The organism is Pseudomonas sp. MWU13-2517 (genome assembly GCF_023242545.1).
GTDB lineage: Bacteria > Pseudomonadota > Gammaproteobacteria > Pseudomonadales > Pseudomonadaceae > Aquipseudomonas.
Window position 1 is genome coordinate 49,407 of sequence record NZ_JALMFA010000010.1, and the last position, 22,594, is coordinate 72,000.

Annotated in this window: 16 protein-coding genes; 9 read left to right on the plus strand and 7 right to left on the minus strand. The window is 61.4% G+C overall.

The window, feature by feature from the left end; all coding sequences use genetic code 11:
- The first annotated feature begins 262 nt into the window (after positions 1-262).
- The 4 genes from ptsP (at position 263) to M5B97_RS15880 (ending at position 7,426) form a co-directional block, all read left to right on the plus strand.
- The gene (gene ptsP / locus M5B97_RS15865) at positions 263-3,121 is read left to right on the plus strand and encodes a phosphoenolpyruvate--protein phosphotransferase (RefSeq protein WP_248731983.1); all 2,859 of its coding nucleotides are present in this window, start codon (positions 263-265) and stop codon (positions 3,119-3,121) included.
- Positions 3,122-4,042, plus strand: coding sequence for a 1-phosphofructokinase (pfkB, locus tag M5B97_RS15870; RefSeq protein ID WP_248731984.1), 921 nt, complete (start codon positions 3,122-3,124; stop codon positions 4,040-4,042).
- Positions 4,043-4,053: 11 nt separating this feature from the next.
- The gene (locus tag M5B97_RS15875; RefSeq protein ID WP_248731985.1) at positions 4,054-5,757 is read left to right on the plus strand and encodes a PTS fructose-like transporter subunit IIB; all 1,704 of its coding nucleotides are present in this window, start codon (positions 4,054-4,056) and stop codon (positions 5,755-5,757) included.
- A gap of 127 nt (positions 5,758-5,884) precedes the next feature.
- The gene (locus M5B97_RS15880; protein ID WP_248731986.1) at positions 5,885-7,426 is read left to right on the plus strand and encodes an alkaline phosphatase D family protein; all 1,542 of its coding nucleotides are present in this window, start codon (positions 5,885-5,887) and stop codon (positions 7,424-7,426) included.
- Between the two features lie 148 nt (positions 7,427-7,574).
- Here M5B97_RS15880 and M5B97_RS15885 read toward each other — a convergent pair whose 3' ends face one another.
- Positions 7,575-10,106, minus strand: coding sequence for a sulfite reductase flavoprotein subunit alpha (locus M5B97_RS15885; RefSeq protein WP_248731987.1), 2,532 nt, complete (start codon positions 10,104-10,106; stop codon positions 7,575-7,577).
- A gap of 137 nt (positions 10,107-10,243) precedes the next feature.
- Positions 10,244-12,529 carry a TonB-dependent siderophore receptor gene (locus M5B97_RS15890; RefSeq protein WP_248731988.1) on the minus strand — a complete coding sequence of 762 codons (2,286 nt, stop codon included), beginning with the start codon at positions 12,527-12,529 and terminating at the stop codon, positions 10,244-10,246.
- Between the two features lie 204 nt (positions 12,530-12,733).
- Here M5B97_RS15890 and M5B97_RS15895 point away from each other — a divergent pair, with 204 nt between their 5' ends.
- Together M5B97_RS15895 and M5B97_RS15900 are read left to right on the plus strand one after the other, a co-directional pair.
- A complete protein-coding gene (locus M5B97_RS15895) occupies positions 12,734-13,414 on the plus strand; it encodes a Fe2+-dependent dioxygenase (RefSeq protein WP_025856255.1) in 681 nt (226 codons plus the stop codon).
- A gap of 1 nt (position 13,415) precedes the next feature.
- Entirely contained in the window at positions 13,416-14,165 is a 750-nt protein-coding gene (locus M5B97_RS15900; protein WP_134658719.1) for a tetratricopeptide repeat protein, read from the plus strand.
- A gap of 49 nt (positions 14,166-14,214) precedes the next feature.
- Here M5B97_RS15900 and M5B97_RS15905 read toward each other — a convergent pair whose 3' ends face one another.
- The 5 genes from M5B97_RS15905 to M5B97_RS15925 all read right to left on the minus strand — a co-directional run bounded on the left by M5B97_RS15905 (position 14,215) and on the right by M5B97_RS15925 (position 19,791).
- Positions 14,215-15,378: a type III PLP-dependent enzyme gene (locus tag M5B97_RS15905; protein ID WP_060754887.1), complete on the minus strand. Its 1,164-nt coding sequence runs from the start codon at positions 15,376-15,378 to the stop codon at positions 14,215-14,217.
- Positions 15,379-16,349: 971 nt separating this feature from the next.
- Entirely contained in the window at positions 16,350-17,507 is a 1,158-nt protein-coding gene (locus M5B97_RS15910) for an ABC transporter ATP-binding protein (RefSeq protein ID WP_135307767.1), read from the minus strand.
- Positions 17,504-18,157: an ABC transporter permease gene (locus tag M5B97_RS15915; RefSeq protein WP_123714541.1), complete on the minus strand. Its 654-nt coding sequence runs from the start codon at positions 18,155-18,157 to the stop codon at positions 17,504-17,506. Before M5B97_RS15915 ends, M5B97_RS15910 begins: the two co-directional genes overlap by 4 nt.
- Before the next feature lie 11 nt (positions 18,158-18,168).
- Entirely contained in the window at positions 18,169-19,065 is an 897-nt protein-coding gene (locus M5B97_RS15920; RefSeq protein ID WP_248731989.1) for a glycine betaine ABC transporter substrate-binding protein, read from the minus strand.
- A 9-nt stretch (positions 19,066-19,074) separates the two neighbouring features.
- The gene (locus M5B97_RS15925; RefSeq protein WP_033903365.1) at positions 19,075-19,791 is read right to left on the minus strand and encodes an ABC transporter permease; all 717 of its coding nucleotides are present in this window, start codon (positions 19,789-19,791) and stop codon (positions 19,075-19,077) included.
- Between the two features lie 331 nt (positions 19,792-20,122).
- On the opposite strand from M5B97_RS15925, the gene M5B97_RS15930 reads away from it, so the two are divergent.
- The 3 genes from M5B97_RS15930 to M5B97_RS15940 all read left to right on the plus strand — a co-directional run bounded on the left by M5B97_RS15930 (position 20,123) and on the right by M5B97_RS15940 (position 22,569).
- Complete coding sequence (locus tag M5B97_RS15930) at positions 20,123-21,706, plus strand: peptide chain release factor 3 (protein WP_123714543.1); 1,584 nt, start codon at positions 20,123-20,125, stop codon at positions 21,704-21,706.
- A 256-nt stretch (positions 21,707-21,962) separates the two neighbouring features.
- Positions 21,963-22,208: a hypothetical protein gene (locus M5B97_RS15935; RefSeq protein WP_134658714.1), complete on the plus strand. Its 246-nt coding sequence runs from the start codon at positions 21,963-21,965 to the stop codon at positions 22,206-22,208.
- 97 nt (positions 22,209-22,305) lie between these two features.
- Positions 22,306-22,569 carry a hypothetical protein gene (locus tag M5B97_RS15940; RefSeq protein WP_248731990.1) on the plus strand — a complete coding sequence of 88 codons (264 nt, stop codon included), beginning with the start codon at positions 22,306-22,308 and terminating at the stop codon, positions 22,567-22,569.
- Positions 22,570-22,594 lie beyond the last annotated feature (25 nt).

Consider the following 22,594-nt stretch of genomic DNA (forward strand, 5'->3'; position numbering starts at 1 on the left):
CGACATTTTGTCCAATCGTAACCGATTCCAGCGCACGACCCATGCCTGAGCTCAAGCGCCGAGTGGTCCTTCAAGCTTGCGCAATTACCGCGTAACCTGCCATAAATTCTAGATTAAACGTTTCAGCTGGCGTATTTTTACGACGTTCGTGACTAAGTGGCTACTGCCAATTGACCACTCAGTCAGTTATTTTTGAACACCCTTGCGCTGATTTATTCAAAACAATACCTAGTGCACCCCTTGCACTAACTAGGAGAACGGCATGCTGGAGCTCACTGTAGAGCAGATATCCATGGGCCAGGTGGCTGTGGATAAATCTGCCGCCTTGCATTTGCTTGCTGAAAAATTGGTGGCCGATGGCCTGGTCGCCGAGGGCTACCTCAGTGGCTTGCAAGCCCGTGAAGCCCAAGGCTCGACGTTTCTTGGCCAAGGCATCGCCATTCCCCACGGTACTCCCGAAACCCGCGACCAGGTGTTTTCCACCGGCGTGCGCCTGTTGCAGTTCCCCGAAGGGGTGGACTGGGGCGACGGCCAGATCGTTTACCTGGCGATCGGCATCGCGGCCAAATCCGATGAACACCTGCGCTTGCTGCAACTGCTGACCCGTGCCCTCGGCGAGACCGACCTGGGCCAGGCGCTGCGTCGCGCCGGTTCCGCCGACGCCTTGTTGAAGTTGCTGCAAGGCGCGCCGCAGGAACTGGCACTGGATGCACAGATGATCAGCCTGGGCGTGTCCGCCGATGATTTTGAAGAGTTGGTTTGGCGGGGCGCCCGCCTGTTGCGCCAGGCCGATTGTGTGAGCAATGGTTTCGCCGCGGTATTGCAGCAAGTCGACGCGCTGCCCCTGGGCGATGGCCTCTGGTGGTTGCACAGCGAGCAGACGGTCAAGCGCCCGGGCCTGGCGTTTGTCACCCCGGACAAACCCATGCGCTACCTTGGGCAGCCGCTTAACGGTCTGTTCTGCCTGGCGAGCCTGGGCGAAGCGCACCAGACGTTGCTGGAGCGCCTGTGTGCGTTGTTGATTGAAGGTCGTGGCCATGAGTTGGGCCGCGCCACCAGCAGCCGTGCAGTGCTCGAAGTCCTCGGCGGCGAACTGCCTGCCGACTGGCCCAGCGCGCGTATTACCCTGGCCAATGCCCACGGCCTGCATGCGCGTCCGGCCAAGATCCTCGCGCAATTGGCGAAAAGCTTCGACGGCGATATCCGCGTACGCATCATCGATGGCCCTGTGGGCGCCGTGTCGGTGAAAAGCCTGAGCAAGTTGTTGAGCCTGGGCGCCCGCCGTGGCCAGGTACTGGAGTTTGTCGCCGAACCGACGATTGCCGGTGATGCATTGCCTGCCTTGCTGGCGGCGGTAGAAGAAGGCCTTGGCGAAGAGGTCGAGCCACTGCCGACGGTAAGCGCCCAGCCGGCAATACTCGACAGTGAACCAGTGCTCAATGCGCCCCTGTCCGGCAGTCAGATCCAGGCCATTGCTGCCGCCCCCGGCATCGCCATCGGCCCGGCCCATATCCAGATCCAGCAAGTGTTCGATTACCCATTGCGCGGCGAATCTTCTGCGATTGAACGCCAGCGCCTGCAACTGGCCCTGGCCGACGTACGCCACGATATCCAGGGGTTGATTGAACGCAGCCAGGCCAAGGCCATCCGCGAAATTTTCATCACCCATCAGGAAATGCTCGACGACCCGGAATTGACCGACGAAGTCGACACCCGCCTCAAGCAGGGCGAGAGCGCGCAAGCGGCGTGGATGAGCGTGATTGAAGCGGCCGCCAAGCAGCAGGAGTCGTTGCAGGACGCCTTGCTGGCGGAGCGCGCCGCCGACCTGCGGGATATCGGCCGCCGTGTGCTGGCGCAGTTATGTGGCGTGGAAACCGCACAGGAGCCGAACGAGCCGTACATTCTGGTGATGGACGAAGTGGGGCCTTCGGATGTGGCGCGCCTCGATCCATCGCGCGTCGCCGGTATCCTGACCGCCCGTGGTGGTGCTACGGCCCACAGCGCCATTGTCGCGCGAGCGCTGGGCATCCCCGCGCTGGTGGGGGCCGGTCCGGCAGTATTGCTGCTGGCGTCCGGCACGCCGTTGTTGCTTGACGGCCAGCGTGGCCGCCTGCATATCGACCCCGACGCCAGCACCCTGCAACGTGCTGTCGTCGAGCGCGACACCCGCGAACAGCGTCTGCAAGCTGCCTCGGCCCAGCGCCATCAACCGGCGCTGACCCGCGACGGCCATGGGGTTGAAGTGTTCGCCAATATCGGCGAAAGCGCCGGGGTGGCTAGTGCGGTGGAGCAGGGTGCCGAAGGCATTGGCCTGCTGCGCACCGAGCTGATTTTCATGGCTCACCCGCAGGCGCCGGATGAAGCCACCCAGGAAGCTGAATATCGCCGCGTGCTCGATGGCCTCGAGGGTCGCCCGCTGGTGGTGCGCACCCTCGATGTAGGGGGCGATAAACCGCTGCCCTATTGGCCGATTGCCGAGGAAGAAAACCCCTTCCTGGGTGTGCGCGGTATTCGCCTGACCTTGCAGCGGCCGCAGATCATGGAAGCCCAGTTGCGTGCGTTGCTGCGCTCGGCGGACAACCGCCCGTTGCGCATCATGTTCCCCATGGTCGGCAGCGTGGACGAGTGGCGTGCAGCGCGAGATATGACCGAGCGCCTGCGCCTGGAAATCCCGGTGGCGGATTTGCAGTTGGGCATCATGATCGAAGTGCCGTCCGCCGCGTTGCTGGCACCGGTGCTGGCCAAGGAGGTGGATTTCTTCAGTGTCGGCACCAACGACCTGACCCAGTACACCCTGGCCATCGACCGTGGCCACCCGACGCTGTCGGCCCAGGCTGATGGCTTGCATCCGGCCGTATTGCAACTGATCGACATCACCGTGCGTGCCGCGCATGCCCAGGGCAAATGGGTCGGCGTGTGCGGTGAGTTGGCGGCGGACCCGCTGGCGGTGCCGGTGCTGATCGGTTTGGGTGTGGATGAATTGAGCGTATCGGCCCGCAGCATTCCTGAAGTGAAGGCGCGGGTGCGGGAGTTCAGTCTGAGCGAGGCCCAGGGCCTGGCGCAAAAAGCACTCGCGCTGGGTTCGCCCGCCGAGGTGCGTGCCCTAGTGGAGGCCGTGTAAATGGCAAAGATTCTGACCCTGACGCTGAACCCGGCGTTGGACCTTACGGTGCGCCTGGCGCGTCTGGAGCAGGGTGCCGTCAACCGCAGCGAGCCGTTGCTCACCCATGCTGCCGGCAAGGGGGTGAATGTCGCCCAGGTCCTGGCCGATCTGGGCCATCAGGTCACCGTCGGTGGCTTTCTCGGCGAGGACAACCCCCAGGCTTTCGAAGCGCTGATTGCGCGGCGCGGTTTTGCCGATGCGTTTATCCGCGTGCCGGGCGAAACCCGCAGCAACATCAAGATTGCCGAACAGGACGGCCGCGTCACTGATATCAACGCACCGGGGCCGCAGGTCAGCGAGCAGGCGCAGTTGGCGTTGCTTAATCAGCTTGCGTTGATTGCGCCCGGCCATGATGCCGTGGTCGTTGCCGGCAGTTTGCCGCGTGGCGTCAGTGCGCAGTGGTTCCAAGGCGTGCTGGCAACCCTGAAGGACCTCGGCTTGAAAGTCGCCCTGGACACCAGCGGCGAAGCCCTGCGCGCCGGTTTGCAGGCAGGCCCCTGGCTGGTCAAACCCAACACTGAAGAGCTCGCCGAAGCCCTGGATAACGCAGCCGACGCCGTCAGCCGCCTGCATCGGCAAGGCGTGGAACATGTGGTGGTGTCCGATGGCGCTGCCGGCGTGAACTGGTATCGCCCGGGCGTGGCATTGCACGCCACGCCGCCCAAGGTCAGCGTTGCCAGTACCGTCGGTGCTGGCGACTCGCTGCTGGCCGGCATGCTGCACGGTTTGCTCAGCGGCGAGGCCCCCGAGCAGACCCTGCGCCGCGCCACCGCGATTGCCGCCATGGCGGTGACGCAGATCGGTTTCGGCATCAGCGATGACGCGCTGTTGGCGCGTATGGAAAGCGGCGTCGACGTGCGCGCGCTGACAGAACAATAAGAGGGTTTGTGATGAAGTTAGCCATTGTTACCGCCTGCCCGAACGGCATGGTCACCAGTGTGCTGTGCGCTCGCTTGTTGGACGCCGCCGCGCAGCGCCAGGGTTGGAGCACCAGCGTCGAGGTGGTGGACGTTGCACGCCCGGAGCGGCAGTTGTCCCAGGCCACCATCGATGCCGCCGAGTGGGTGCTGCTGGTCAGCAGCACGCCGGTGGACATGCAGCGGTTTGTCGGCAAGCGCGTGTTCCAAAGCACACCTGCCCAAGCGCTGGCGGATGTTGAAGCGGTATTGCGCCTGGGTGCCGAAGAGGCCCAAGTGTATGTCGCAGCGCAGCAGGCGCCTGAAAACACACCGCGTATCGTCGCGATTACCGCGTGCCCCACGGGCGTCGCCCACACCTTCATGGCCGCCGAGGCCTTGCAGCAGACAGCCAAGCGCTTGGGGTATGAGTTGCAGGTCGAGACCCAGGGTTCGGTGGGCGCTCGCACGCCCTTGAGCCCGGAAGCTATCGCCAATGCCGACGTGGTGTTACTCGCGGCGGACATCGAAGTCGCCACCGAGCGCTTCGCCGGCAAGAAGATCTACCGCTGCGGCACCGGCATTGCGCTCAAGCAATCGGAGGCAACCCTCAATAAGGCCCTGGCCGAAGGTGCTGTAGAAAATGCAGCCAGTGGCACGGTAACCAAGCAGGAAAAAACCGGGGTGTACAAACACCTGCTCACCGGGGTGTCGTTCATGTTGCCGATGGTGGTGGCGGGCGGGTTGCTGATCGCCTTGTCCTTCGTGTTCGGCATCCATGCCTTTGAAGAAAAAGGCACCCTGGCCTCGGCCCTGAAGATCGTCGGCGACCAGGCCTTCATGCTGATGGTGCCGCTGCTGGCGGGCTACATCGCCTACTCGATTGCCGACCGCCCGGGCCTGGCGCCCGGCATGATCGGAGGCTTGCTGGCGGGCACCTTGGGCGCCGGGTTTATCGGTGGCATCCTCGCCGGTTTCCTGGCCGGTTACTGCGTCAAGCTGATCACCCGCGCGGTACAGCTGCCACAGAGCCTGGAGGCGCTCAAGCCGATCCTGATCATCCCGTTGCTGGCCAGCCTGTTTACCGGGTTGGCGATGATTTATCTGGTAGGCCCGCCGGTGGCGCGGATGCTCACCGGCCTGACCGACTTCCTCAGTACCATGGGCACCACTAACGCGGTACTTCTGGGCATTCTGTTGGGCGGCATGATGTGCGTGGACCTCGGCGGGCCGATCAACAAGGCGGCGTATGCGTTTTCCGTTGGGTTGTTGGCGGCGCAGAGCGGTGCGCCCATGGCCGCGACGATGGCCGCAGGCATGGTGCCACCGATCGGCATGGGCATCGCTACGTTCCTGGCGCGACGCAAGTTCGTCCAGACCGAGCGCGAAGCCGGCAAGGCCGCCATGATTCTAGGCTTGTGCTTTATCTCTGAAGGCGCGATTCCGTTCGCCGCCAAAGACCCGCTGCGGGTGATCCCGTCGAGCATCGCCGGTGGCGCCTTGACCGGTGCGCTGTCGATGTACTTCGGCTGCAAACTCGCCGCGCCGCACGGCGGCCTGTTCGTGCTGGTGATCCCGAATGCGATGAACCATGCGTTGCTGTACTTGCTGGCGATTGTGGCCGGCAGCCTGCTGACAGGTTTGATCTATGCGCTGATCAAACGCCCGGAAGCTGTGGAGCTGGCTGTAACGGCCTGATCCGCGGTAAAGCATGTGGAAGGGGGGAGCTTCCACATTCGATATCTCGCGTTCTTGAGGGCGGTGTCACAACGGTTTCATCCCCGCGTGGTTAATTGGCCCTTTTGATACTCAAGAGGGCACCTGCATGAGCCACTTCGATCTCGGCCGTCGCCGTGTGATGCAAGCCGTCGGCGCCGGCATTCTGCTGCCGGGCCTGGCCCCGGCGGTGATTGCTTCGGTGAAGGACCGGCCGCAACTCACCGACGGTGTGCAGTCCGGCGACCTGCTCGGTGACCGCGCAATGATCTGGAGCCGCAGCGACCGCCCCGCCAAAATGGTGGTGGAGTGGGACACTCGCAGTGTGTTCAGCAACCCTCGTCGTTTTGTTTCCCCTCTGGCCGACCAGCGCAGTGATTTTACCGCCCGTGTCGAACTCACCGGTTTGCCTGACGATCAGGCGATCTTCTACCGCGTGCACTTCGAGGATGCCCAGACCGGCGTCGCCAGCGAGCCCTGGTTCGGCCACCTGCGCAGCGTGCCGCAACAGCGTCGTGACATCCGCTTTGTATGGAGCGGCGATACCGTCGGCCAAGGCTTCGGCATCAACCCGGACATCGGCGGTATGCGCATCTATGAAGCCATGCGCCTGCGCCTGCCGGACTTTTTTATCCACAGCGGCGACACCATCTACGCCGACGGCCCGGTGCCGGCGCAACTCACCGTCGAGGACGGACGCATCTGGCGCAACATCACCACTGAAGCCAAGAGCAAGGTCGCTGAAACCCTCGATGACTATCGCGGCAATTATCGTTACAACCTGATGGACGAAAACGTGCGCCGCTTCAATGCCGAGGTGCCGCAGATCTGGCAGTGGGACGATCACGAAGTGGTCAATAATTGGTCGCCGAGCAAGCAACTGGATGAGCGTTATCAGATCAAGGACATCAACACGCTGGTGGGGCGCGCACGCCAGGCCTGGCTGGAATACTCACCGATGCGCCGACAGAGTGCCGACGGTGGCGGGCGCATTTATCGCAAGCTCAGCTATGGTCCTCTGCTGGATGTATTCGTATTGGATATGCGCAGTTATCGCGGGCCTAACGATGACAACCTGGGCGGCGAAAAAGCCTTTCTCGGACGCGAGCAATTGGATTGGCTCAAGCGTGAACTCAAGGGCTCGCAGGCGCAGTGGAAAGTCATCGCCGCCGACATGCCCATCGGCCTCGGCGTGCCTGACGGCGAGGTCCGCCCAGGCGTGCCGCGTTGGGAAGCCATCGCCAACAATGACCCGGGGGCACCCCAAGGGCGTGAGTTGGAAATTGCCGAGTTGTTGGGCTTTTTAAGGGAGCAAAAGGTACGCAACCACGTGTGGCTGACCGCTGATGTGCATTACTGCGCGGCGCATCACTATCACCCGGATCGCGCGGCGTTCCAGGATTTCGAGCCGTTCTGGGAGTTTGTCGCCGGACCGTTGAACGCGGGGAGTTTCGGGCCTAACCCACTGGACAAGACGTTCGGCCCCGAGGTGGTTTTCCAAAAGTCCCCGGCAGTGCAGAACAGCTCGCCGTTCGCCGGGTTCCAGTTTTTTGGCGAGGTGCAGATTGATGGGCAGACGGCGGAGCTGACGGTGATTCTTCGCGATCTGGATGGGGTGTCAGTGTTCGAGCAGAAGCTGCAACCCGCCTAAGCGTAAGTGCCACCTGTAGGAGCGAGCAAGCTCACTCCTACAAAAAGCCTTAACTGGGCTGGGATTATGCGACCCGCCTGACTTCGAATGCAGCCTGCATTGTGGGAGCGGACTTACTCCCACATTTGATCTCCAGCGTTATCAGGGGTCAGTAGACATCCCGACGATAACGACCTTGCGCAATCAAGCGTTCCACCGCTTCACTGCCGAGCACATCATGCAGCACGCGGTCCACGCCTGCTGCCATCCCCTGCAAACTGCCGCACACGTAGATGGCCGCGCCATCGGCCAGCCATTTGCGCAGGACGTCTGCCGACTCGCGCAGGCGGTCCTGCACGTAGATTTTCTCTTCCTGGTCCCGGGAAAACGCCAGGTCGAGCAGGGCCAGATCACCGCTGGCCAGCCAGCCTTGCAGTTCATCCTGACAGAGGAAGTCGTGCTTGATATTGCGCTCGCCGAACAGCAGCCAGTTACGCTGCTGGCCGTCGGCAATGCGCGCCTTGAGCAAACTGCGTAGCCCCGCCAGGCCGGTGCCATTACCCAGCAATATCAGCGGCACCGGTGTGTCTGGCAGGTGGAAGCCGCTGTTGCGGCGCAGGCGCAGGCTGATGCCCGAGCCGATCGCGGCGTGTTCGGTCAGCCAGCCGCTCGCCAGGCCCAGGCTGCCGTCGGGGTGGCGTTCCTGGCGCACGATCAGCTCCAGCACGCCATCGCTGGCAATCGAGGCGATGGAGTATTCGCGCATGCCCAGCGGCACCAGCGCGTTCACCAGCGCCTGGGCGTGCAGGCCGACCAGATGCGCGCGATGGGTCGGCAGCTGGCGGCTGGCCAGGGCTTGATCGAGGGGTTGCGTCAAACCGTCGATGACCACGGCGTCGCTGCCGGTGAGGCCCAGGCCTTCAAGGAAATGTTCGACGGCCCGCGGGCAGTTGCGCGGCAGCACTTCCACCAGGTCACCCGCCAGCCAGCTTTGCGGCGAAGGTGCGGTAAGGCCGAGCAGGTAAATATCGGCGCCGACGCTGTCGCGGTTGAGCAGGGTACGTTGGCTGAGCGTCCAGTTCTCATACGGTGCTGCCTGCCAGGCCGCTGCAGGCGTATGGCCAGTGAGTTGGCCCAGTTGTTGTTGCCAGGTCGACAGGGCTGCGGTGTCGCCGCTGTCGACTTCCACCGGGGCAAACAAGGCATTGCCGCCCTGATGGGTCAGCCAGAAATGCAGGCGACGGGCAAAGCCGCAGAAATGTTCATATTGACGATCGCCCAGGGCCAGCACCGAGTAGTTCAAGCCTTTGAGGGACAGGTCCTGGCCGAGCACGCTGCGCTCAAAACCACGGGCGCTGTCTGGCGCTTCACCGTCACCGAAGGTACTGACCACGAACAGTGCATTTTCCGACTGGCTCAAATCGCTTTGGCTGACGCTGCCCAAAGGCTGCACCTTCACCGGCAACCCTGCGGCCTGCAATTGCCCGGCCGTTTGCCATGCAAGTTGTTCGGCAAAGCCACTCTGGCTGGCAAAGCCGATCAACCAGGCCGGCGCGCTGCCCGGGTTGGCGCCCTGGCTCAGGCCCTGGCGTGCATCGCGCACCTGGCGTTTTTTGCGGCGACGGTCGAGGTACAGCAGCCATCCCGTGATAAAAAACAGCGGCATCAACAGCGAGCTGACGGTGAGGATGATCCTGCCGGTCAGGCCGAAGTAGCTGCCGGTGTGCAACGCGTAGATGCTGGTGAGCCATTGGGACTTGAGAGTCTTGGCGGCGTACTGGTCGTGGGATTTGACCTCACCGGTGGTCGGGTCCAAGTTGATCTGGTTCAACGCCTGGTTGTGGGGCGATGAGTCGAGCAAGTAGTAGACGATGGCCGGTTGCCCTGCGACGGCCGGCATACGGATGTTGTAAGCGCTCAAGCCGGGGCCGGCATTGGCGTAGATGCTGCTCCAGATGGCGTCGTAGTTGGCCACCGGGGCCGGGCCCTCGGGCGGCGGCCCACGTTTGCGCATCCGCTCGTTATGCGGGGCGTCTGACAGCAGGTTGGTCAGCCCCTGCCGGTACCAGTCGTAGGACCAATACAAGCCGGTCAGCGCCGAAAACAGATAGAACAACAGGCACCAGGTGCCGAACACCGAGTGCAGGTCCCAGTTGAAACTGCGACCCTTTTTGCGCCAGTCCAATGTCAGCCAGGCACGCCAATTCGCCACTTGGCGCGGCCAGCGCAGGTACAGGCCGGAGAGGCAGAAGAACACCAGGATCAGCGTGCAGGCGCCGGTGATGTTGCGCCCGGTTTCGCCCATGGCGAGGAAGCGGTGCAGTTGCAGAATGAAGCCGAGGACGTCCTGGCCGACGGCATCGTCCCTGTAGTCGCCGGTGTAGGGGTCGAAGTAGCGCATCTGGCCACGCCGCTCGCCCGGCGGCGGGGTGAAGAATACGCGGGCGGCATTGCCGCTTTCGATTTCCACCCACAACATCGACACGGTCTTGCCTTCGCGGGCTTCGAGCTTGCGTACCAGCTCTGCGGGCGGCAATACGCCAGCCTCGCGTTTTTCCACGCTCAGTACCGTGGGGTTGAGCGCCCGCAGGATTTCATCCTGAAACGACACCGCAGCCCCAGTAATCCCCATCAACGCCAGCACCAGCCCGGCCGTGATGCCGAAGAACCAGTGCAACTGAAACAGGGTTTTCTTCAACACGTCTGACCGCCTCGCTCATCTGGGTTTGTTCGTCACGGCGCGCATTATGCCGTGAGTTTTCGAGAAACATTCTGTTTTACATGCAAAAGCCCCGCGCATCCGATGCGTGGGGCTTTCAGCAGAGCGTTGACCGTTTTTTAGAAGTGGAAGCTGGTGGTCAACAGCGCCGTACGACCGGCCGCCTGGTTGGCGAAGTGCGCCGCGTAGGCTTTGTCGTAGTAGGTCTTGTCGGTCAGGTTTTGCACGTTCAATTGCAGGTCGATGTTCTTGGTCAGCTTGTAGCTGGCCATGGCGTCGTAGCGGGTGTAGGACGGCACGTAGACGGTGTTGGCCGCATCGCCGTAAACCTGGTCGACGTAGAACGCGCCGCCGCCGATGGTCAGCTTTGGCGTGATGTCGTAAGTGGTCCACAGGCTGAAGGTGTTCTTCGGCGTGTTGGGCATTTCGTTGCCTTTGTTGGAACCGCTGCTGACGACACCATTACGGCCGTTGAGACCGGCATCCACCAGTTCGCTTTTCAGGTAGCTGTAGCCGGCAAACACCTGCCACTGGTCAGTGAGCTTGCCGCTGGCGGACAGCTCCAGGCCGTCAACGCGGGACTCACCGGCGTTTTGGTAGGTCATCGAATCGACCAGGATTCGCGTGTTTTTCTTCTCGGTGCGAAATACCGCGGCGGTCAGGGACAGGCGGTTGTGGAACAGGTCCCACTTGGTACCCAGCTCGTAGTTGACGGTTTCTTCCGGTTGCAGGTCGCTGGTGGCGGCGCCGGCCGACAGTGGGTTGCCATCGGCGCCTTCACCGACCAGGCCACCGGCAGGGGAGGCCGAGGTGGCGTAGGAGGTGTAGATGCTGCCGTTCTCCATCGGCTTCCAGACCAGGCCCGCCTGCCAGTTGAAGAATTGGCTGTCGTCCTTGATTTTGCTGCGACCGGTGGTTGCATTGGTATTGGCGACGGTGTCGAAGGTGTCGTAGCGCAGGCCCACGTTCAACAGCCATTTCGGATCGAGTTCTATAGTGTCGAACACATACGCGGCGCGGCTGGTGGCCTTGGTGTTGGTGCCGTTGTAATTGCGCGCGACGCTGCCGTTCCACGCATCGTCCGGGTTCGGGTTGCTCAATGACGTGCACTGACCGCCCAGGCTGCCCTTGGCTACGGTGCAAACAGGGTTGGCGTTGGGGCTGACGGTGTAGCCGCTGACACGGGTTTCTTCACCGGTGAATTCCAGCCCGGTGGAGTAGGAGTGCTTCATCCCCGCCAGTTGGAAATTACCAAACAGATCGGTTTGGTTGGTGGTGGTTTCGGTGGTCGAAACACGGGTGTTGGCGCGGCGCCATACCGTACCGAACTGGTTGACGTTGTGCTGGCTGTCATCCGGCTGGGTAAGGATGTAGTCCTGGCCGGTGCTGCCATGGCGCAAGGTGTTCTTCAGCGTCATGTTGTCGTTCAAGTCATGCTCGACGGAGAACGTGCTGATGTCGGCGCGCGTCTCGCGGAAGTCTCGGTCTTTCAAACCATAGAAGTTGCTGCTGTTGCCACCGTCGGTGGGTTTGTCGTGCACATGGACGGCTTTGGCGCCGCTGTTGCTGTAGCCGTAGGGAATGCCCGAGTCCGGCAGATCATCGCTTTCCATGTGGTAGTAGCTGAGGTTGACGCGGGTTGGGGTGCCCAGGCCGAACGTCAGCGACGGCGCCACGCCCCAACGGTCGTAATTGATCGCATCGCGGCCGGCCACGTTCTGCTCGTGGCTCATCAGGTTCAGGCGGAACGCGGCGTTGTCGAGGAACTGACGGTTCACGTCGAGTACGTAGCGGCGGGTCTGGTCGGAGCCGTAGGTGAAGCCACCGTTGGTGAAGTCCCGCGCCTGGGGCGTCTTGCTCACCAGATTGAGGCTGCCGCCTGCCGAGCCGCGGCCGCCGAAAGACGAGTTCGGGCCTTTACTGACTTCAATCGATTCGATGTCGAAGATCTCGCGGCTCTGGCCGCCGGTATCGCGCACGCCGTCCAGGTAGGTGTCGCCCTGAGCGTCAAACCCACGGATGAACGGGCGGTCGCCTTGAGGGTTGCCGCCTTCACCAGCACCGAAGGTGATTCCCGGGACGGTACGCAGCGCATCTTGCAGCGAAGTGGCGGCAGTGTCTTTCAGCACTTGTTGCGGCACCACGGTGACCGAGCGCGGAGTGTCCACCAGCGGTGCGGTGTACTTCTGCGAGGAGGCTTTTTCCACCTGGTAGGACGTGTTGTCCTGTTCCTGGCCGGTAATGCTGGTGGCGCCGAGGGAGATGCTGTTGCGCTCACCTTTTTGTTCGGTGTCTTCAGCCGCTTGCGCCAGGTGGGCGACAGAGCTGGCACTGAGGGCGACGCCGATGGCCGAAGCCAGCATGCGTGGTGAACTGGCGGGTGTTTTTGTAGTGGTGCGCGACATGACGTGTCCTTTCCCCAAGGATGTGAGGCCGCGAAATATAGGGTCAACAAGACTTTCTATCAATTGCGATACATTGCTATTTGCATTGAATTTACATTCTTTACACTTTTGGCTTACGGTTTCTGCGAACTCGTTCGTCCGGTGTTTTACACAGAGGATAAGAATCAATACCATTAGCGCCTTTCCGTTTTCAGGATTGCCCCCATGCTGCTGCACATACCCGGCCTGTTCTCTCGTGAGGAAGTGCAGCGCATTCGCCAGGCCCTGGAAACCACTGAATGGGCCGATGGCAAGATCACCGCCGGGCATCAGTCGGCCAAAGCCAAGCACAACCTGCAATTGCCCGAAGGCCACCCGCTGGCCAAGGAAATTGGTGCGGCGATGCTGGAGCGGTTGTGGAAAAACCCGCTGTTCATGTCAGCGGCGTTGCCGCACAAGGTCTTCCCGCCGTTGCTTAACTGTTACACCGCCGGCGGCAGTTTCGACTTTCATATCGACAACGCCGTGCGCCAGGCGCGGGGCAGTCACGAGCGGGTGCGTACTGACCTGTCGTCGACCCTGTTCTTCAGCGACCCGGATGAATACGACGGTGGCGAATTGGAAATCCAAGACACCTTCGGCCTGCAGCGCGTCAAGTTGCCGGCCGGCGACATGGTGCTGTACCCCGGCTCCAGCCTGCATAAAGTCAACGCCGTGACCCGTGGTGCGCGCTATGCCTCATTCTTCTGGACTCAAAGCCTGGTGCGTGAAGACAGCCAGCGCACCTTGTTGTTCGAGATGGACGGCGCCATCCAGCAGTTGACCCGCGACGTCCCCGACCACCCGGCCCTGATCCAACTTACCGGCACCTATCACAACCTGTTGCGGCGCTGGGTCGAGGTCTGACATGGGCTTTTTATTGCGCCGCGAAGAAGTGCTTGATGTCGAGCAACTGCAACGCATGCTCGACGATTCCCCAGTGCGCGCCGCCCAGGCGATCCTGATGGCGGCGAAGGAGGGCGTGATCGACGCTCAAGCGTTGCTGGGGCAAATCTTGCTGGACGGGCGCGGCATCGAACGGGATGAAGCGTTGGCACTGCGCTGGTTCCGGATTGCAGCCAAGGGCGGCCATTTAATGGCGCGCAACATGGCTGGGCGTTGCCTGGAACAGGGTTGGGGTTGTGCCGTCGATGAGAGGGCGGCTGCGCGGGAATATCGTCTGGCGGCAGAGGCCGGGCTGGATTGGGGCCAGTACAACTATGCCAACCTGCTGGCAACCGGCCGAGGCGTCGCTGAAGACCGAGCGCAAGCGTTGGTGTTTTATCGCCTGGCGGCAGAGCAGGGTCATGCCAAATCCATGAATCTGGTGGGTCGTTATCTGGAAGACGGGCAGTTTTGCCCAAGGGATCTGGATGCCGCTGTCGAGTGGTACCGCCGCTCCGCCCAGGGCGGTGATTTTCGCGGGCAGTTCAGTTACGCAGCGGTGTTGGCTGATCGCGCCCAGACCGATGAAGCGTTGGATTGGCTGCGCAAAGCGCTGGCGGGCGGCAATCTCAAGTTTCTGCAAACGGCTCAAAAAACGTTGGCCGCGGCCAATGATCCGCAGATCCGCGCCATGGCGGACGCTTACCGGCAACGCGCCGCTAGCCTGTCGTGAGGCATAAAAAAACCCATGACATGTCATGGGTTTTTTGTGTGCGGTGGCGTTATACGTAGTAAGACTTCAACGGTGGGAAGCCGTTGAATTCAACCGCGCTGTAGCTGGTGGTGTACGCGCCGGTCGACAGCCAGTACAAACGGTCGCCGATCGCCAGGTTCAGCGGCAGGCCGTACTTGTAGTTTTCGTACATGATATCGGCGCTATCGCAGGTAGGGCCGGCGATGACCACTTCTTCCATCTCACCTTTCTTCTCGGTCCAGATCGGGAATTTGATGGCTTCGTCCATGGTTTCGATCAGGCCGGAGAACTTGCCCACATCGGTGTACACCCAACGCTCGACGGCGGTACGGGACTTACGTGCCACCAGCACCACTTCGCTGACCAGGATACCGGCGTTGGCGATCAGCGAACGGCCCGGCTCCAGGATGATTTCCGGCAGGTCGTCGCCGAAGTCCTCCTTGAGGAAGCGGATGATTTCCTCAGCGTAGGTTTCCAGGCTGTTGGTGCGGGTGATGTAGTTGGCCGGGAAGCCGCCGCCCATGTTGATCAGCTTGAGGTGGATGCCGTCTTCTTCTTTCAGGCGCTCGAAGATCACTTTGACCTTGGCAATCGCCGCGTCCCAGACGCTGATGTCGCGCTGCTGCGAACCCACGTGGAACGAGATGCCATAGGGAACCAGGCCCAGGTCGCGGGCGAGGATCAACAGGTCCATGGCCATGTCGGTCTGGCAACCGAATTTACGCGACAGAGGCCAGTCGGCCGTGGTGGAGCCTTCGGTAAGGATACGCACATACACTTTCGAGCCCGGCGCAGCCTTGGCGATGTTGCGCAGGTCGGCTTCGGAGTCAGTGGAAAACAGGCGCACGCCTTTTTCGAAGAAGTAGCGGATGTCCTTGGATTTCTTGATGGTGTTGCCGTAGCTGATACGGTCCGGGCTGACGCCGCGGCCCAGTACCTTGTCCAGCTCGTAGATCGAGGCGATGTCGAAGCTCGAGCCTTTGTCCTTGAGCAGGTCGATGATCTCGACCGCCGGGTTGGCCTTGACCGCGTAATAGACTTTGGCGAATTCGAAACCTGCACGCAGGTCATCATAGGCCTGGCTGATCATCGCGGTGTCGATCACCACGAATGGGGTTTCTTGCTTGTCGGCGAACGCCTTCATTTTGTCAAAAGTGGCGCGCGCGAAATAATCTTCGACCTGAATCGACATGCTGGGAACTCCTAAGGGCAAACTGAAATTAGCAATGGGTGCAAATGAACGTCCTCCGTATCCCCACTTTGGTTCGCCTACTTCCCAAGGCATGTCGCCGAAAGCAAAAAGGCCATGGGTTCAACCGCTTCCCTTGGCCTTGCTGTCTCGTCGTCAGTACTTGAGCCGGATGGATCGTTTCCAGCATGGACGTTCGGCGCGAACTTTAGGACGTGAGGGGCTATAGATCAACAAAAAATGTCGCGTTTTTGCACGCGTTCGTCGCAGCACCCCGTGCAGCTACCTATGTAACCGACCGGTATGACGGATTGATGTTCCCAAGAGGGGCCAAATTGGCGGGAATCGGGGTGGCTTTTGTGGCGAGGGAGCTTGCTCCCGCTGGGCCGCGAAGCGGCCCCCTAACAGCGCGACACCCTATACCTGACACAATTGAGTCGTCTGTTCTGGGGCTGCTGCGCAGCCCAGCGGGAGCAAGCTCCCTCGCCACAAGGGGGTTGTGTCAGGCCAGGGCAGTCTCGGCAGGCGACGCAATGCTGGTCTTACCCCCACAGGACTCAAGAGTGGGCCAATTGGCCGGAATCGGGGCGGCTTTTGTGGCGAGGGAGCTTGCTCCCGCTGGGCCGCGAAGCGGCCCCCTAACAGCTCGACACCCTATACCTGACACTATTGAGTCGTCTGTTCTGGGGCTGCTGCGCAGCCCGACGGGAGCAAGCTCCCTCGCCACAAGGGGGTGTGTCAGGCCAGGGCAGTCTCGGCAGGCGACGCAATGCTGGTCTTGCCCCCACAGGACTCAAGAGTGGGCCAATTGGCCGGAATCGGGGTGGCTTTTGTGGCGAGGGAGCTTGCTCCCGCTGGGCCGCGAAGCGGCCCCCTAACAGCTCGACACCCTATACCTGACACAATTGAGTCGTCTGTTCTGGGGCTGCTGCGCAGCCCAGCGGGAGCAAGCTCCCTCGCCACAAGGGGGTGTGTCAGGCCAGGGCAGTCTCGGCAGGCGAAACGATACTGGTCTTGCCCCCACGGGACTTGCCCGAGCTCAGGTACTCGGCAATCGACTCCTGAGTCACTTCACCCAGAAACACCCGCTCCGCATCCATCACCGGCAACCAGGAGCGGTTGAATTCGTACATGCGCGACAACAGGATGCGCAAATGCTCGTCATACGCTGCCGTGGCGTTGAACTCGCGCAGGTATTGACCGCAGGTGCCGGTCTGACGGTGCAGATCACGACGTCGTACATATCCCAGCGCCTTGTTCTCGGCACAAGTCACCACCACGTAGCGACGGTCGTGTTCGTCCATCAACTCCAGCGCATCGGCCACCGGGGTTTCCGGGCTCACCGATGGGGCGTTGTCGGCCGCATCCTCGGCTTTCACCAGCAGCAGGCGCTTGAGGGTGCTGTCCTGGCCCACGAAGTTGCTGACGAACTCGTCGGCCGGGTGGGCCAGCAGGGTGTCCGGGTGATCGATCTGCAGCAGTTTGCCGGCGCGGAAGATCGCGATCTTGTCACCCAGCTTGATCGCCTCGTCAATGTCGTGGCTGACCATGATCACGGTCTTGTTCAACGCTCGCTGCATCTCGAAGAACTCGTTCTGGATCATCTCGCGGTTGATCGGGTCGACCGCGCCGAACGGCTCATCCATCAGCAGCAACGGCGCATCGGCCGCCAAGGCGCGGATCACGCCGATCCGCTGTTGCTGGCCGCCGGACAGTTCACGCGGGTAGCGATGCAGGTACTGCTTGGGTTCCAGCTTGATCATGCTCATCAACTCACGGGCGCGGTCGTGGCATTTCTGCTTGTCCCAGCCGAGCAGTTTCGGCACGACCACAATGTTTTCCTCGATGGTCATGTTGGGGAACAGGCCGATCTGCTGGATCACATAGCCGATGTTGCGGCGCAGGGTCACTTCGTCGAGGTCGGTGGTGTCTTCGCCGTTGATCAGAATCTTGCCCGACGTGGGCTTGATCAGGCGGTTGATCATCTTCAGCGTGGTGCTCTTGCCGCAACCCGACGGGCCGAGGAATACGCAAATTTCGCCTTCGTTGACGGTCAGGCTTACATCGTTGACGGCAGTGATGGTCTTGCCGTTGCTTTGGAAGGTCTTGGACAGGTTTTGAAGTTCGATCATTTGAGCAATCCTTTTGGAGTCAGCGAGCGTTGCAGCCATTGCAGAAGCAGGTCGGCGAAGATGGCCAGGAGACTGACCAGCACGGCGCCGACAATCAGCATCGACATGTCGCTGCGGCTGATGGAAGCCAGAATAAGTACACCCAGGCCACCGGCGCCGATGGTGGCGGCGATGGTCATCACACCGATATTCATCACCACGGCAGTGCGCACGCCGGCGAGGATCACCGGTACGGCGATGGGCAATTCGACCATGCGCAGGCGCTGGCTGAAGGTCATGCCGATGCCGCGTGCGGCTTCGCGAATGCCCGGTTCCACGCCGGTCAGGGCCAGGTAGGTGTTACGCATGATCGGCAACAAGGAGTAGAGGAACACGGCGGTGATCGCCGGCATCGGCCCCAGGCCCTGGCCGAACTTGGAGTAGAACGGCAGCAGCAGGCCGAACAGGGCGATGGACGGCACGGTCAGCAGCACCGTGGCGCTGGCCTGCAAGGGGCCGGCGAGTGTCGGGAAGCGGGTCATCAGGATGCCCAGGGGCACGCCAATGAAGATCGCCAGCAACACGGCGATGCCGACCAGCGTGATGTGCTGCCAGGTCAGGTGCAGGACTTGCGCCCAATCAAGATGGGAAAAGGCGTTCAGGAATTCCATGTCTTCTCCTCTTATTGGCTGATGGGGTGTTGGCGCAGGAAGTCTGCAGCCACGGCGGACGGGCTTTCATGGTCGACGTCGACTCGCGCGTTCAGCTGGCGCATGGTTTGGTCGTCGAACAGTGCGGCCAGCGGCTTGAGGTCCGCCGCCAATTGCGGATGGGCATCGAGATAAACCTGACGCACCACCGGCGCAGCGGTGTAGTCCGGGAAGTAGTGCTTGTCGTCTTCCAGCAGCGTCAATTTGAAGGCATTCAGGCGACCGTCGGTGGTGTAGACCAAACCGGCGAATACCTGGCCATTACGCAACGCGGTGTAGACCAGGCCCGCGTCCATCTGCCGGGTGTTTTTGCGCGTGAGGTTCATGTCATACAGCTTGACCATGCCGGCAAGGCCGTCGGAGCGGTTGGCGAACTCGGTGTCCAGGGCCACCAGACGGTGGTCCTTGGTGTGTTCGGCCATGGCTTTCGTCAGGTCGCTGATGCTCTTGATGTCTGGATGTGCCTTGGCCACTTTCTCGGGCAGCGCCAGCGCATAGGTGTTGCTGAAGCGCGATGGCGCCAGCCAGACCAGGCCCTTTTTCGCATCGAGCTCTTTTACTCGGGCGTAGGACTGCTCACTGTCGAGTTTCTCGTCGATGTGGTTATAGGCCACCAGCGACACGCCGGTGTATTCCCAGATCAGGTCCAATTGCCCGCTTTCCTGGGCACTGCGTGCCAGGTTGCTGCCCAGGCCGCCGGTCACGCGGGTGTCATAGCCTTTGGTGCGCAGGTATTGGGAGGTGATTTCCGCGAGCAGGGTCTGTTCGGTGAACACCCGGGCGCCGATGCGGATGACGGGTTTTTCAGCCGCCTGTGCAAAACCTGCAAACAGCAGGACGCAGCTCAGTATCAAGGTCAGTTTTTTCATGTCGGTTCCTTAGGACGCACGCAGCCCGCGTTCCAGCCAGAGGCGGCTGGCCAGGGTCACCAGACCGTCAAGCAGCAACGCCAGCAGTGCGGTGCACGCGGCGCCGAGCAGCAGTTGCGGCTGATTGTTCAGGGCGATACCGGGGAAGATCAGGCTGCCCAGGCTGTTGGCGCCAATCAGGAACGCCAGCGGCGCCGTACCCACGTTGATCGCCAGGGCCACGCGCACGCCACCGATGATGATCGGCACGGCGTTGGGCAGTTCCACGCGAAACAGCACCTGGCGCGGCGTCATGCCGATGCCGGTGGCGGCTTCTTTGAGGGAACCCTGGACGTTTTTGAGACCTTCGTAGGTGTTGCGCACGATGGGCAGGAGGGAGGCGAGGAACAACGCGAAGATGGCCGGGCCGCTGCCGATGCCGAGGACGCCAAGGGCGATGGCCAGGACGGCCAGGGGAGGGACGGTGTTGCCGATGTTGAATATCTGCATGAAGCGTTCTGCGCGCCCGACCATGTGCGGTCGGCTGAGCAGGATACCGGCGGGGATGCCCACAACGAGGGCGGCCAGCATGGAGACAAGAACGAGGATCAGGTGAGCTTGCAGGTAAAACAACAAATCGTCGCGGTACAGTTCGATCGTGTTGATGCCGATCCAGTGGACCAGCAGGGCCAGGAGAGCGACGACAACCGCTCCTCCTATCAGCCCTTTGCCATAGCGAATAGCCACAGGCGGACTCCTTTTTTTCTTCTGTCGGCGAACACATTCCTTCGTGGCATGCCATTGCTGGCTGTCGTCGAATGTGTTCGCGAAAAGCAGCTCGCCGATACCGGCAACGCGGTATGCGATCGAGCCATGAGCGCAGCCTCGTCAGGCTAACTTGCTGATTTTTCAGCCCCTGTTCCGAGTGCGGTAGCAGGGGAGTGGACGTCTCTACCTTTTAAAAGGTTCCACACTTGGCAGCATTTAGCCACCCCCAATCGGGTGAACGGTGGTCCGGCCCGCGGGGTTTGCGCTATACTCGCCGCCCTTTTTTGACTCACCTGCCAGGCGATTTCCCATGACCCACCAGGCCGCCGAAGTCGCGAAACGCCGCACTTTCGCCATTATTTCCCACCCCGATGCCGGTAAAACCACTATCACCGAGAAGCTCTTGCTGATGGGCAAGGCAATCGCGGTGGCCGGCACGGTGAAATCCCGCAAATCCGACCGCCATGCCACCTCTGACTGGATGGAGATGGAAAAACAACGGGGTATTTCCATTACCACGTCGGTCATGCAGTTCCCGTATCGCGACCATATGGTCAACCTGCTCGACACCCCCGGCCACGAAGACTTCTCCGAAGACACCTACCGCACCCTGACTGCGGTGGACTCGGCGTTGATGGTTCTCGACGGCGGTAAAGGTGTCGAGCCACGTACCATCGCGCTGATGGACGTGTGCCGTCTGCGTGACACGCCTATCGTCAGCTTCATCAACAAACTCGACCGTGATATTCGCGACCCCATCGAGCTGTTGGATGAAATCGAAGCCGTCCTGAAGATCAAGGCCGCGCCGATCACCTGGCCGATCGGTTGCTACCGTGACTTCAAGGGCGTGTACCACCTGGCCGACGACTACATCATTGTCTACACCGCCGGCCACGGTCACGAACGCACCGAAACCAAGATCATCGAGAAGCTGGACTCGGACGAAGCCCGCGCCCATCTGGGCGATGAGTACGACCGTTTCGTCGACCAGCTGGAGCTGGTGCAAGGCGCCTGCCACGAGTTCAACCAGCAGGAGTTCCTCGACGGCCAACTGACGCCGGTATTCTTCGGCACCGCCCTGGGCAACTTCGGTGTCGACCACGTGCTCGACGCCGTGGTGGACTGGGCCCCGCGCCCGCTGGCGCGTGTAGCCAACGAGCGCACCGTGGAGCCGGTGGAAGAGAAGTTCTCGGGCTTCGTGTTCAAGATCCAGGCGAACATGGACCCCAAGCACCGTGATCGTATCGCCTTCATGCGTATCTGCTCCGGCAAATACGAAAAAGGCATGAAGATGCGCCACGTACGCACCGGCAAGGACGTGCGCATCGGCGACGCCCTGACGTTCTTCTCCTCCGAGCGTGAACAGCTCGAAGAAGCCTACGCCGGCGACATCATCGGCCTGCACAACCACGGCACCATCCAGATCGGCGACACCTTCACCGAAGGCGAAACCCTGGGCTTCACCGGTATCCCGCACTTTGCGCCGGAACTGTTCCGCCGCGTACGCCTGCGCGACCCGCTGAAATCCAAGCAACTGCGCCAGGGCCTGCAGCAGTTGGCGGAAGAGGGCGCCACCCAGGTGTTTTTCCCCGAGCGCAGCAACGACATCATTCTCGGCGCTGTGGGTGTGCTGCAGTTCGATGTGGTGGCCAGCCGTCTGAAAGAGGAATACAAGGTCGAATGCTCCTACGAGCCGATCACCGTGTATTCCGCGCGCTGGATCGATTGCAGCGATAAGAAGAAGTTGGAAGAGTTCTCCAACAAGGCCGTGGAAAACCTGGCGATGGACGGCGGCGGTCACCTGACCTACCTGGCACCGACCCGGGTCAACCTGGCGCTGATGGAAGAGCGCTGGCCGGACGTGAAATTCCGCGCGACCCGTGAGCACCACTAAGGTCTGAGCGGTAGAGAAAGGGCGAAGCTGTCATGGCTTCGCCCTTTTTTATTGTCTGGCGCAAACAAGAAGATGGGAGGAGGCTGTTGCAGATAGCAGGGGGCCAGTGTCTGCAACAGTTGACTGACCCAGCGTAGCCGGACGCCAGCCCTTTCCCACATGTTGATCACCTCCAGGGGCCGGATTGGCGAGAACCTCACATTCCGTCTAGCGTTTCAAATATTTCACCCTTTCACCGACGGATCAGGAGACGCCCGTGCGTATAACTCAACGCATCACTCAACTGGTGCTGCTGTTCGCCTTGGGGCTGTGCGGCTCAATGGCGCTGGCGGATGCGGGCACACCCCAGTGGAAGGACACCGGGCCTGTAAGCAAAAAAAAGCAGAAGGAGGTCAACTCCGGTGGCTGGCAGCCCCAGGCTCAACCCGCGCCCAAGGAAGATGCGGAAAACCCCTACAACGAAGGCGAAGACAGCGAAACCTACGATGACGGTGATACGTAAGGCGCAAGTGGCGTAAAACCGGTATCGGAACTAGCTTAATCCACAGCGCCGGTCGAATGCTGGCGCACATGATTCACTGACTGGACGGAAATCGACCATGACTATCTTTCAACGTTTAGTGCTGATGCTAAAAGTGCTGGTGATGTTGTCCCTGGGCATTTCGTCTGCATGGGCCAATACGGCTGTGCAGAGCAAGGCCCCGGGGTACGTGACGGCGAAGACGGCCCAGGCCGCAGGCTTGCAACTGGCCAAGAGTGAATCGGAACCCGGTGATGAAGACCAGGGTGGCTCCAAGGATGACGACGATCAGCAAGCACCGCCGGACGACGATGACACCAGCGACGGTGACAGCGATACATAAGTCGACGTGAAAAAAAGCCCCGCCT